A 12,004-nucleotide genomic window follows, 5' to 3' on the forward strand; every position below is an offset into this window, starting at 1 on the left:
CGGCGTGACCTTCGTCATCCCTCTCAGAACCCCGGCCCGGCCAAATGCGGTACGGGATGCGGCATATGACACCTGCGGTTTGCCGATCACCATTCCAAACCGGTGCCACCTACCGCTATGGTCCCCGTCGGGTGGGACGTCGATCGTCGTTCCACCGTGCCCTCGGGGGGAGGGAAGGAAACAGGACGATGCCCGCACCCATACCGCGGCAGAGAGCAATCCCGGCCGCGGAGAGTGGTCAGGCGCAAGCGGCGCAGGCCAAGGCGGCCTGCGCGAACACCGACAGCGGTCTGACGCTCCTCGTGATCGAGGACGACCCGGCCGGGGCGCTGAGCGTGCCCGAGATGCTCGACGCCGCAGGCAAGCCCATCCGGATCCGTACCGCGCGCAACCTCACCGAGGCCGAGCGGCTGCTCACCGACGACGTGCACTGCATCCTGCTCGACCTCGCGCTGCCCGCGCCGGGGGCCGGGGCGGACAAGGTGGACGACGAGCTGGTGACGCTCAAGCACGTGCTGCGGCTCGCCCCGCGGCACGCCGTGCTCGCGCTCACCGCGTCCGGTGACATCGAGCGGGCGGGCGAAGCGGTGCGCGTGGGCGCGCAGGACTACCTGTTCCGGGAGGAGCTGGACGGGCGGCTGCTCAGCCGGGCCATCCGGTACGCGGTGGAACGCAAGCGGGCGGATATGGCCCAGCGCCAGCTGACCGAGTCCAGGCTGCGGGCGCAGGAGAACGCGCGTCTGGAGCGCGGCCTGCTGCCGACCCCGCTGCTCGACGGTGCCCGGCTGCGGTTCGCCGCGCGCTACCGCCCCGGGCGGTCGAGGGCGCTGCTCGGTGGCGACTTCTACGACACCGTGCGCACCCCCGACGGCACCGTGCACGCCATGATCGGTGATGTCTGCGGGCACGGTCCGGACGAGGCCGCGCTCGGCGTCGAACTGCGGATCGCCTGGCGGGCGTTGACTCTTGCCGGGCTCTGCGGGGACGCGCTGCTCTCCACGTTGCAGCAGGTCCTGGAGCACGAGCGGCCCGATGACGAGATCTTCGCGACGCTCTGTACCGTCGACATCTCGCCCGACGGCCGCCGCGCCGGGCTGTGCCTCGCCGGGCACCCGTCGCCGCTGATAGCTCGCCAGGGGCAGCTCGCCGAGCTGCTGCCGTACGAGAACAGCGGCCCGGCGCTCGGCCTGCTTCCGGGGGCCCGCTGGCCTCGGCAGCAGGTGGAGCTCGGCGCCGCGTGGAGCCTGATGCTCTACACGGACGGCCTGATAGAGGGCCGTATCGGCGAGGGCAAGCAGCGGCTCGGTCAGGACGGCATGGTGGAGATGGTCCGCCGCCAGGTCGCCGCCGGGCTGCGTGGGGAGGAGCTCCTGGAGGCCGCGATGAACGAGGTACGGGACCTCAACGGCGGGGACCTGACGGACGACGTGGCGGTCGTGCTGCTTGGCCGCGGCACTCACTGAGCCGCGCGGGGGCGCGGGGGGGGGGCGTTTCTTCCGTCTGACGTGTCCGTGCCGTTGGCTCGGTCGCCGCTCCTGGGGGCTGCCGCCCCCAGACCCCCGCTATCGGCCCTGAACAGGCCTCGTCCTCAAACGCCGGACGGGCTGATTTAACCCCCGTACAGCCTTACCGCCCACCGTTGTACGGGCCGTAAGGGCCGTCGCTGCTCGAGCCGCCGCGGCGGGGGCCTCGACCGCGGGTGACCTCGCGGAGGGCGGGGCGTACGTCCACGAGGAAGACGATGGTGGCGATCAGGCCCACGATCTGCAGGAGGAGCATCGGGACCAGGAGGTTCACCAGGACCACGATGCCCAGGATGATCAGCCAGAAGTTCTTGGTCTGCTTGTCCGCCGCGCGGTAGGCGTCCTCACGGGCCACGGCGGCCATGGCCAGGGCGACCACGGCGAGCACCAGCATGGCGGTGAAGATCAGAAACATCAGGCCGCCGAACGCTTCCATCAGCACTTTGCCCACCACCCGATCAGAGAGTCATGCCTACGCGGCCACGGTACCCGGATAACGCCCCGGGCACTCCGTTAGTGCCCGGGGCGCAGCACCGCGCTCGCCTTACTTCGCCTTACTCGGCGGACGGCGTGCCGCTCTTCTTCGCCGTCGTCGTCTTCTTGGCGGTGGTCGCGGTCGTCTTCGGGGCGGTCTTCTTGGCCGCGGGCTTCTTCGCCGCGGCGTCCGCCTTGGCCTCGTCCTCGACCGCGACCGGCTCCGCCGCCGACTTCTCGGTCTCGGACTCGGTCTCGGACGCGGTGACCGCGGCCGGCTCCTCGGCCTCCGCGGCCGACTCGCCACGCCAGGTCCGGACGGCCTGCTCGCCGTGCTCGGCGACCTTCTCGTACGTCTCCTTCGCCTTGACCGCGTACTCGGCGGCCACGCCGACGCCGCGCAGGGCCAGACCCTGGGCGCTCTCGCCGAACTTCTTGACGTCGGTGTCGAGGGTGCCGAACACCTCGGCCAGCTTGGCCTGGAGGGTCTCCTGCGCCTCCTTGGCGCGGGCGGTCGCCTTCTCCTGGAACTGCTTGGGGTCGGCGGTGCGGACGGCCTCGAGACCGGCGTCGAACTTGGCCGGCGCCTCGGCCTCCAGCTTCTCGAGCAGCGCCGGGACCTTCTTGGCCTGCTGTACGGCCAGGTCGGCGGTGCCGGCGACGAAGTAGAGCGGGGTCGGGTCGCTGAGCGTCTTGCGGATGTCGTCGGTGATGGCCATGGCTGCTGTGCTCCTCGGGTTCCTCGGGTCAGGGTGAGGTTTCGGTGGCATCACTGCCGCCGGCCGTGCGGGGGCCGTCATCGGCGGTGTCCGTGGAGGTGTCGGGGTCCGTGGGCTTGTCGGCGTCGGTGGGTTCGGCGGATTTCTCGACGTCTGTGGATATGTCGAGCCCGTTCTCCTTGCGGAAGGACTCGTAGATCTGCAGCAGCACCTGCTTCTGCTTCTCGTTGATCGTCGGATCAGCGAGGATCGCGGCGCGCGTTTCCACCTCGTCGCGGTCACGCTCGTCGAGGATTCCGGCCTGGACGTAAAGCGTCTCGGCCGAGATCCGCAGCGCCTTGGCGAGCTGCTGCAGGATGTCCGCGCTGGGCTTGCGCAGGCCTCGCTCGATCTGGCTCAGATACGGGTTGGACACCCCGGCGGCCTCGGCGAGCTGCCGCAGCGACAGCTGCGCATTGCGCCGCTGCTCGCGCAGGTACGCACCGAGATTGCCGACGTTGAGCGATGCCATGCCTTGATACTGCCCCACCCGCGCTAACTATTGCAAGCAACTGCTTGCAATAGTGTCCCACGCCACGTTGCGAGAGTGGAACATCGCACTCCGCGACACCCGGCCCCGACCGAGGACACCTCCCGTACCGTAGTTCGCGTGTCTCGCGTTTCTCGTGTGCCTCTCTCCGATCTCGTCCGGCTGCGGCAGGCCCGCGACCGGATGGATCGTGATTACGCGGAGCCGCTGGACGTTCCGGCGCTGGCGCGGGGCGCTCTGATGTCGCCGGGGCACTTCTCGCGCAGTTTCCGTGCCGCCTTCGGCGAGACGCCGTACAGCTATCTCATGACGCGCCGGATCGAGCGGGCCAAGGCTCTGCTGCGGCGTGGCGACCTCACGGTGACGGAGGTCTGCATGGCGGTGGGCTGTACCTCGCTGGGCTCGTTCAGCTCGCGGTTCACCGAGTTGGTCGGGGAGAGCCCGAGCGCGTACCGGGCCCGCGACCACGACGAAGGCGCCGCCATCCCGGCCTGCGTCGCCAAGATCTACACGCGACCGGTCAGGAACGGAGAAGCGAAAGCCGACGACGGTCCCTAGCGTTGAGGGCATGGACATCAAGCTTTCCACGTGCTTCATCGCCGTCGACGACCACGAAAAGGCACTCGCCTTCTACCGCGACGCACTCGGTCTCGAGGTGCGCAATGACGTCAGTTTCGAGGGGATGCGCTGGGTGACGCTCGGCGCGCCGTCGCAGCCGGACGTGGAGATCGTCATCGAGCCGCCGCTCGCCGACCCCAACGCCACGGAAGCCGACCGGCAGGCGGTGGCCGAGCTCATGGCCAAGGGCCTGCTGCGCGGCGTCATCTTCCGGGCCGACGACGTCGACGCCGCGTTCGAGCGGATCCGTGCCGCGGGCGGCGAGGTGCTGCAGGAGCCGATGGACCAGCCGTACGGCGTCCGCGACTGCGCCTTCCGCGACCCGGCCGGGAACATGCTGCGCATCAACCAGCCGCGGAAGTAGCCGAGGTAGCGGGAGAAGCGGAGGCAGCGGGAGTAGCGGAAGCAGCGGAAGTAGCGGAAGTAGCGGGAGTAGCCGACCAGGGCGGCGGTCCCGTGCTCAGAACGGCAGCGGTCTGCTGTGGATCACGTCCAGGCGGGACACCGCCCTGGTGAGCACCACATACAGCCGCTCAAGGCCGCGCCGTTCCGCCTCCGCGATCGCCGCGGGCTCGACGGCCACGACATGGTCGTACTCCAGGCCCTTGGCGACCGAGGCGGGCAGCACCGTCACCCGCGCGCCCAGGTCGTCCGGGCCCGCCGCCGCGATGCCCGCCGCGTCGAGGGCGGCCCGTGCCGCGTCCGCGCCGACCGGGCCCGCGTCGGGCGCGATGACGCCGATCGAGCCCTCGCGGCCGAGCGCCGCGCGCACCGCGTCGACCACGGCGGCCACCGGTTCCGTCACCTCACGGACCGTCAACTCCCCCTCCGTACGCGTACGCAGGGACCGCGCGGGCGGTACGGCGACATCCAGGGCGTCAAGGACCCGGTTGGCCAGCGACACGACCGCGGCCGGTACCCGGAATCCCGTCGTCAGCTGCGTCACCGCCGCCTCGGGCCTGCCCAGGTGGCGCAGCAGCGCGGGCCAGTCGCGCGCGGCCCACGGCGTGGTGCCCTGGGCGAGGTCGCCGAGGACGGTCAGGGAGCCGAAGTCCGCGCGGCGGGCGATGGCCCGGCACTCCATCGGGGAGAGGTCCTGGGCCTCGTCGACGACGATATGGCCGTACCCCTCGGGACGTTCGATGAGGCCCGCGAGCTCGTCGAGCAGCACGAGGTCGGCCGCGGACCAGCGCGCCGAGCGGGGCGAGCGCGGCGGCTCGGCCCACAGGATCGCGGCGCGCTCGGCGGGTTGGAGCAGGCCGTCGGCCGCGGCGGCAAACGCGTCCGGGTCGGAGAACAGCCCGGCGAGCACCTCTTCGGGGGTCGTCTTCGGCCATACGGTGTCGAGCAGCGCGGTCAGCGGGCGGGCCCGGGAGATCTTCTGTAGCCAGGTGTTGTTCCGCGGGCCCGCACGTCGCTCGGCCTGCTCCTGGACGAGGCGAAGGACCCGGGTGCGGACGCGCTCGCGCCCGATCGCGTACGGCGGTGCCTCCTCGCGTACGTCCTCGACGATCCGCTCCACGTCCGCGCCGTCCACGCGCCAGCGGTACGAACCGTCTCGTATCGCAAGGGAGTTGGACACCCCTCCGTGGGACGCCACTCCGTGGGACGCCCCTCCGTGGGACACCGTTCCAGAAGCCGCCTCCCACGGAGTGGCACCCGGCAACGCCACACGCGCATAGAGGGCCCTTTTCAGGATCTCCGCCATCCGCGGGTCGTGCTTCACGACCGCCGCGGCCGGGTCATCGGTGGCGCGCACCGGCTGCCGGGCGATGGTGTCGAGCAGCGTGGACTGCCGTACTCCGCTCTCGCCGAGCGCGGGCAGGACCTCCGAGATGTACGTCAGGAACGTGCGGTTGGGGCCGAGGATCAGGAGGCCGCCGCGCTGGATGCGCTGCGGGAAGGTGTAGAGGAGATACGCGGCCCGGTGCAGCCCGACCGCGGTCTTGCCGGTGCCCGGAGCGCCCTGGACGCAGAGGGAGGCGGTCGGTTCGGCGCGTACGAGATCGTCCTGATCGGGCTGGATGGTGGCGGCGATGTCCCGCATGGGCCCGACCCGGGGCCGCTCGATCTCCCCCGCGAGGATTCCCCCGGCACCGGCACCGGCACCCGCCGCGGACCCAGCACCGGTCCCGGCCCCGGCACGGGTCTCGGGCCCCACCTCACCGTCCACCCCAAGACGTTCGTCCTCGAGGCCCGTCAGGTCGGCGGACTCCCCCGTACTACCCGGCGCCCAGCCGAAGCGCCTGCGCACCGCAACGCCCTGCGGGTCACGCGGCGTCGCCTGATAGAAGGCGCGCGAGACGGGCGCGCGCCAGTCGACGACCAGGGGCGGCGCGGAGGGCCGCTCGGTGATCCGCAGTCGGCCGATGTGATACCGCTGCCCGCGGTGCTCGCGAGACGCGCCCGCCCCTTCCCCGAAGTCGAGCCGTCCGAAGAACAGGGGCCCGGGCGGGAGTTCACGCATCTCCTTGGCCCGGCTGCGCAGCCGGTACCCGAGGTCCTCGGCGTCGGCGCCGGACGCGGAGACGTCCTCGCCGACGATGACCTGTTCCGCGGCGCCCTCGACCATGGCGTCCAGGGCGGCGCGGCAGGTGTCGTGGAAGGCCCGTTCCTGGGCCAGTTCGTCACGGAGTCGTTCGTCACGGAGTACTTCGTCACGGAGTACGGGGAGCTCAGTCACGCGGGCCAGCATAACGTAACCGAGTAACGTTTTTTACCCAGCCTCATATCTCGTAGACTGCCCCCATGACGGGCCTGCGCGAGCGCAAGAAGCAGCGGATGTACGCGGCGATCTCCGATGCGGCGATCGCGCTCTTCCTGGAGAAGGGGTTCGACAAGGTCTCGGTGGCCGAGGTCGCGGCGGCGGCCGAGATCTCCAAGCCGACCCTGTTCCGGTACTTCCCGGCGAAGGAAGACCTCGCGCTGCACCGTTTCGCCGACCACGAGGACGAGGCGGCCCGGATCGTCTCCGCGCGCGCCGCCGACGAGTCAGCGCTGGACGCCCTGGAGGCGCACTTCTTGTCCGCGCTCGATCGGGACGACCCGGTGACCGGGCTCAACGACGACCCGGAGGCCCTGGCCTTCCAGCGCCTGTTGTACGGGACCCCGTCGCTTCTCGCCCGCCTGCACACGTACCAGCGCCGCTCCGAACAGGCCCTCGCCAAGGCCCTCGCCGACGTACTGGGCGACGGCGTCGAGGCCCGGCTCGCGGCCGGTCAGATCGTGGCGGTGCAGCGCATCCTGGCGGAGGACAACGCCCGCCGGATCGCCGCGGGCGAGACCGCCGACGCCCTGCGCGCGGAAGCGAAGGCGGCCGCACGCTCGGCCTTCGCCCAACTCAGGTCGGGACTGGGCGAGTTCGGACGTTCGTAACGCGGGTGCCGCTCAGAACATGTCCGGGCACCACGCCCGGCGGGACGTCCGCATCAGGGCGTCCAGCGTGGCGGACGCACCCGGCCGCTCCTCCCGGATCCGGCCGAGTGCGGTGAGCCGTACCGCCGACTCGTCCGCCAGCCACAGCGAGCCCAAGTCGCCGATGTCGAGGGAGAGTTCCGCGGACTCTTCGGTCGGTGTGCAACTCGCGCCCTCGGGGGACGCGTCCAGGCGGAAGCGGCCGCCCGCGAGCCCGTTCCGGTCGGTCACGTCGAGGACGACGGTCCCGGTCCCGGCGTACGTACGCGACTCAAGGGCCCGTACGACGTCCAGGATCCGCACCCACAGCCAGTCCGCGACCGTCACGATGCGGGCGGCGCGCGGGTCGGGGAGGAGGTCCGGGAGGAGGTCGTCGGGGGCACGGCCGCCCGTGCGTACCTTGGTGATCCAGTCGATGGAGCAGACGTACTGCCACAGGGCCCGCTCGGCGGCGGGGGTGGCCGCGATGAGGTCGGCGACCGTGGCGGTGTTGCCGGGCTGCTTGTTGTCGCCCCACTTGTCGTCCGAGCGGTAGACGACATAGCCCTCGGTCTCGCCGGACGCCGCGCGGTACAGGGCGTAGAACGGCTCGGTCCAGTGCGCCGGGTCCAGGACGACGGCGCCGGTGTTCACCTGCCACCAGCGCTCGTCCCGGTTCACCGCGCCGTGCTGCACGGCCCGCAGCCGCTCGTGCAGTGCGGGTCCTTCCTTGCGTACGTCCGCCGCGTCCACGAGGTCGATACGGCCGCCGTCGTCCGGGCCCGCCCGGCGCGGGTCGAGGCCGGACCTGAGCACGTCGACCTCCCACTCGGCGGTGCGGGCGGCGGGCCCGAAGCCGTACCACCCGTAGATCGGGTACTCGGCGGAGATCAGCGTGGCCACCACGTCGCCCCGCTCCTTCGCGGCCGCGAGGTCGGCGGCCATCATGCGGCTGAGCAGGCCGCGGCGGCGGTGGGTGGGCGAGACGGTGACGTTCGAGATCGCGTCGGCGGGTACGGGGGTGCCGCCGACGGCGGTGAGCTCCTGCGCGAACGACCGGAACGTGGCGACGCAGTGGCCCGCGTCGAAGGCGCCCTGGGTGCGGTCGAGGTCGATCCCTGGTCTGCGCTTCTCGAGCTCCTGCTCCGTGATGACCGGGGGCTGCAGGAACCCGGTACGCACGGCACGCAGCCAGTCGGGCACGTCGTCAGCGGTCAGGGTGCGGATCTCGGGCTCGGGGGGCATGGGGCCACGGTAGGGAGTGGGGGCGGGGGCTGCATCCGGGTTTTTTCTCCCCGGTCCCGCCCTTCCCGGGGCTGGGGAGGTCAGCCGAAGACGGCCCGTATCTCGCCCACCTTCTCGCCGCCCCCGAGCAGCGGTGCGTCCGCGATGCGCTCGACCACGGCGTCCTCGACTCCCATCCGCGTCAGCGCCCGCGCGAGCACCGGACCGAGGGCCCGGATCGCGCCGTCGTCCACCTTGAAGGCCAGGGCGCGGCCGTCCGGCAGGGCCACGGCCTGGACCGCCTCGGCGCCCATCTTCGACAGGGCGCCCGGCACCGCCTGCATGAGCCAGGTGTCGGGGCGGCGGGTCCCGGCGACGTACTCGGGGTGGGACCGCATCGCGTCCGCGACCCGGCGCTCGGCCGAGCCCGGCGCGGCGAGCACGAAGTGCCGGAAGGCGCGGGCCAGGCCGGTGAGGCTGATCGCCATCAGCGGGGCGCCGCAGCCGTCCGTGCCGACGGCCGCGACCGGCTCACCGGCGGCCTCCTCGACCACCTCGCGGATCAGGAGCTGTAGCGGGTGGGACGGCTCGAGGTAGGAACCGAGCGGCCAGCCCTGCTGGGCGCAGACGGCGAGCATCGCGGCGTGCTTGCCCGAGCAGTTCATGGTGATCCGCTCGCGCGCCGCGCCCCCGGCGAGATACGTCTCGGCCTCGGCCGGGTCGAGCGGCAGGTCCGGCGGGCACTGGAGCTCCGACTCGGCCAGGCCGAACTCGGCGAGCATCTTGCGCACCCGGTCCAGGTGGAACGCCTCCCCCGAGTGGCTGGCCGCGGCCAGGGCGAGCCGCTCGCCCTCGAGCTCGAGCCCGGCACGGAGCACGGCCGCCGCCTGCATCGGCTTGTTCGCGGAGCGCGGGAAGACCGGCGCCGTCACATCGCCGAGGGACCACTCCACGGAGCCGTCCGCCGCGAGCAGCACCAGAGAGCCGCGGTGCCGACCCTCGACGAAGCCGGAACGTACGACCTCGGCGAGGACCGGGGATATGCCCACGGGCTCGGCCGGAGCGGCGGGAGCAGCCGGAGCGGCGGGAGCGGGCATGGGCGCGGAGGTGGATACGGGCGCGCAGGTAGATTCGGGCGTGGACGTCATCGTGCGGTCGTCGGCCTTCCGGGACGGGACGTGCCCGCCCCGGCCACCCGCGCCGTACTGCCGGGAATGGCTGGGCCGCTGGGTCAGGAGAGCAGGTCGTCGACTTGTGCTTCCCCTTCACGGTACCTGCGTGCGATCTCCGCACTGCAATCGTCGGCCGTCCGCTGGAGGTCCTGGCGGCGCCGGGAGACCTGCTGCTCGTACCGGATCAGGCGGCCCATCGCGGTGTGCAGTTCGTCGTCGGTGCGGGCGTCCAGGTCGGAGAGCTCCACCTCGGCGAGCATCTCGGCGGCAAGGCGCCGGTACTCCTCGCCGTGCGGGGTGCCGACCGTGACGTGCCGGGCCGAGGACCGATGCCGCGACGGGGTGTCCGCGAGGATCCCGGAGAGCCGTACCACCATGTCCGTGTCGGGCGCCGGGGCCGCCGGGTCACGTCGCCGGGTCAGCTCGGCCCGCAGGATGTCGATCCGCCCCTGGAGCAGCCGACGCACATAGCTGAGGTCGGCCTCGTCCTGCTGTGACGTACGGCGGAGTGCCCGCAGCTCGCTCAGGCGGAACACCCCGAGATCGTGCTCGGGCATGTCCGGCAGCGGCGGGCTGCCGGTCCGCTGTGTGGGCGGCCGTGGCGCGCTGACCCGGGTGGCGTGGACCACCGGCACGGGCCCGGACGGCTGCGGCCGTCCGGCGCTGGAAGTGCTGCTCATCTGTAACCGTCCCCTCGACCGGTGCGACGCACCGCGTGTGGGCATCGTGCCACCCCGAGTGCAACAGATGTGGCGCACTGCACTCGTTCGGGCCCGATCGGCCGCAAACGGGAACCTTTACGGCCTGGAATGGGTCCGGGGCACGGGACAGAGGCAGGGTCCGGGACGGGCGCGGCCCGGCTCACGGCATGATGGGCCGCATGCGAGCGGTGGTACAGCGGGTGGATGGTGCGAGCGTCGTCGTCCCGGGCGCGGGCGGCCCCGAGGTCACGGGGGAGATCACGGGCGAGGGCCTGTGTGTCCTGGTGGGCGTGACCCACGAGGACACCAAGGAGAAGGCGGCCCAACTCGCCCGGAAGCTCTGGTCCGTGCGGATCCTCGACGGCGAGAAGTCGTGCAGCGACATCGATGCGCCGCTGCTCGTCATCTCCCAGTTCACGCTGTACGGAGACGCACGGAAGGGCCGCAGGCCCACGTGGAACGCGGCCGCGCCCGGGCCGGTGGCCGAACCGCTCGTCGACGAGGTGGTGGCCCAGCTGCGGGCCCTTGGGGCGACGGTGGCGACGGGCCGGTTCGGGGCGCAGATGAGGGTGTCCCTGACGAACGACGGGCCGTTCACGGTGCTCCTTGAGATGTGAGCCGCAGGTACGCCCAGATGGGAGCCGCGGCTACGCCCAACTACGGCTCGACCACAACCTCCTGAGCCGCCGCCGTCGTACCGGCAAGCAACTCCGCGTCCACGGGCACATTCCGCTTCACCAGAGCCAGCGCGATCGGCCCCAGTTCATGGTGGCGCGCGGACGTCGTGACGAAGCCGAGCTTGCGGCCGTCGGGGCCGTCCGCGGCGAGCCGGATCTCGGTGCCGTGCCCCGGCAGGTGCACCTCGCTGCCGTCCAGGTGCAGAAAGACCAGGCGGCGCGGGGGCTTGCCCAGGTTGTGCACCCGGGCGACGGTCTCCTGGCCGCGGTAGCAGCCCTTCTGCAGATGGACCGCGGTGCCGATCCAGCCCAGCTCGTGCGGGATGGTGCGGTGGTCGGTCTCGAAGCCGAGCCGCGGCCGGTGCGCCTCGACCCGTAGCGCTTCGTACGCGAGGACACCGATCGCGGGGCCGTGCTGCTCGGCGTACGCCTCAAGGTCGCGGCGCGGCAGGAACAGGTCACGGCCGTGTGCCGTCTCGCGTACGACGACGCTCTCGGGCACGGGCGCGATGGACCCGGCGGGCAGGTGGACGACCGCGAACTCCTCGGTGCGGTCGGCGACGTCGACCCGGTAGAAGAACTTCATCGACTCCAGGTACGCGATCAGCGCGTCCTGGGTGCCGGGCTCGACATGCGCCCAGGTGGTCTCGCCGTCGTCGACGAGATAGAGGGCGTGCTCGATGTGGCCGTGCGCGGAGAGGATGAGGGCCTCGGTGGCCTGCCCCGGGGGCAGCTCGCTGACGTGCTGGGTGAGCAGCAGGTGCAGCCAGCTCAGCCGGTCGTCACCGGTGACCGTGACGACGCCGCGGTGCGAGAGGTCGACCAGACCGGTTCCGTCGGCGAGGGCGCGCTGCTCACGGAAGAGTTCGCCGTAGTGCGCGGCGACTCCTTCGTCGGCGCCCTCGGCGGGGACCGCGCCGGGCAGGGACAGCAAAAGGCTCTTCATATCCACTCACACTACGACCCGGTGGCGG

13 protein-coding genes are annotated in these 12,004 nt (G+C 71.8%); 5 read left to right on the plus strand and 8 right to left on the minus strand.

Translation table 11 applies throughout. From position 1 onward, the window contains the following. Positions 1–188: 188 nt before the first annotated feature. Positions 189–1,463 carry a PP2C family protein-serine/threonine phosphatase gene (locus ACWD10_RS30040; RefSeq protein ID WP_451096557.1) on the plus strand — a complete coding sequence of 425 codons (1,275 nt, stop codon included), beginning with the start codon at positions 189–191 and terminating at the stop codon, positions 1,461–1,463. Positions 1,464–1,626: 163 nt separating this feature from the next. On the opposite strand, the gene ACWD10_RS30045 is transcribed toward ACWD10_RS30040, so the two are convergent. The 3 genes from ACWD10_RS30045 to ACWD10_RS30055 form a co-directional block, all read right to left on the minus strand. Continuing rightward, the gene (locus ACWD10_RS30045) at positions 1,627–1,965 is read right to left on the minus strand and encodes a DUF2516 family protein (RefSeq protein ID WP_451096692.1); all 339 of its coding nucleotides are present in this window, start codon (positions 1,963–1,965) and stop codon (positions 1,627–1,629) included. 112 nt (positions 1,966–2,077) lie between these two features. Further along, positions 2,078–2,716 carry a hypothetical protein gene (locus ACWD10_RS30050; RefSeq protein ID WP_451096559.1) on the minus strand — a complete coding sequence of 213 codons (639 nt, stop codon included), beginning with the start codon at positions 2,714–2,716 and terminating at the stop codon, positions 2,078–2,080. 28 nt (positions 2,717–2,744) lie between these two features. Then, entirely contained in the window at positions 2,745–3,227 is a 483-nt protein-coding gene (locus ACWD10_RS30055; RefSeq protein WP_451096561.1) for a helix-turn-helix domain-containing protein, read from the minus strand. Positions 3,228–3,383: 156 nt separating this feature from the next. Between ACWD10_RS30055 and ACWD10_RS30060 the strand changes: the two genes are divergently transcribed. Together ACWD10_RS30060 and ACWD10_RS30065 are read left to right on the plus strand one after the other, a co-directional pair. Beyond that, positions 3,384–3,803 carry a helix-turn-helix transcriptional regulator gene (locus tag ACWD10_RS30060; RefSeq protein ID WP_451096563.1) on the plus strand — a complete coding sequence of 140 codons (420 nt, stop codon included), beginning with the start codon at positions 3,384–3,386 and terminating at the stop codon, positions 3,801–3,803. Between the two features lie 10 nt (positions 3,804–3,813). Beyond that, complete coding sequence (locus ACWD10_RS30065; RefSeq protein WP_451096565.1) at positions 3,814–4,227, plus strand: VOC family protein; 414 nt, start codon at positions 3,814–3,816, stop codon at positions 4,225–4,227. 96 nt (positions 4,228–4,323) lie between these two features. Here the strand turns inward: ACWD10_RS30065 and ACWD10_RS30070 are convergent, their stop codons facing one another. Then, positions 4,324–6,546, minus strand: coding sequence for a HelD family protein (locus tag ACWD10_RS30070; RefSeq protein ID WP_451096567.1), 2,223 nt, complete (start codon positions 6,544–6,546; stop codon positions 4,324–4,326). Between the two features lie 65 nt (positions 6,547–6,611). Here ACWD10_RS30070 and ACWD10_RS30075 point away from each other — a divergent pair, with 65 nt between their 5' ends. Further along, entirely contained in the window at positions 6,612–7,238 is a 627-nt protein-coding gene (locus ACWD10_RS30075; protein ID WP_451096569.1) for a TetR/AcrR family transcriptional regulator, read from the plus strand. Between the two features lie 12 nt (positions 7,239–7,250). Here ACWD10_RS30075 and ACWD10_RS30080 read toward each other — a convergent pair whose 3' ends face one another. From ACWD10_RS30080 to ACWD10_RS30090, 3 genes are all read right to left on the minus strand, one after another. Beyond that, a complete protein-coding gene (locus ACWD10_RS30080) occupies positions 7,251–8,501 on the minus strand; it encodes a GNAT family N-acetyltransferase (protein ID WP_451096571.1) in 1,251 nt (416 codons plus the stop codon). Positions 8,502–8,581: 80 nt separating this feature from the next. Beyond that, positions 8,582–9,577, minus strand: a complete 996-nt coding sequence (locus ACWD10_RS30085; RefSeq protein ID WP_451096573.1) for an asparaginase — start codon at positions 9,575–9,577, stop codon at positions 8,582–8,584. A 134-nt stretch (positions 9,578–9,711) separates the two neighbouring features. Continuing rightward, entirely contained in the window at positions 9,712–10,332 is a 621-nt protein-coding gene (locus ACWD10_RS30090; protein WP_451096575.1) for an RsiG family protein, read from the minus strand. Positions 10,333–10,532: 200 nt separating this feature from the next. On the opposite strand from ACWD10_RS30090, the gene dtd reads away from it, so the two are divergent. Beyond that, positions 10,533–10,970: a D-aminoacyl-tRNA deacylase gene (dtd, locus tag ACWD10_RS30095; protein WP_451096577.1), complete on the plus strand. Its 438-nt coding sequence runs from the start codon at positions 10,533–10,535 to the stop codon at positions 10,968–10,970. A 40-nt stretch (positions 10,971–11,010) separates the two neighbouring features. On the opposite strand, the gene ygfZ is transcribed toward dtd, so the two are convergent. Next, a complete protein-coding gene (ygfZ, locus tag ACWD10_RS30100) occupies positions 11,011–11,976 on the minus strand; it encodes a CAF17-like 4Fe-4S cluster assembly/insertion protein YgfZ (RefSeq protein ID WP_451096579.1) in 966 nt (321 codons plus the stop codon). Positions 11,977–12,004: the final 28 nt, after the last annotated feature.

Source organism: Streptomyces sp. NPDC002851, assembly GCF_053591935.1.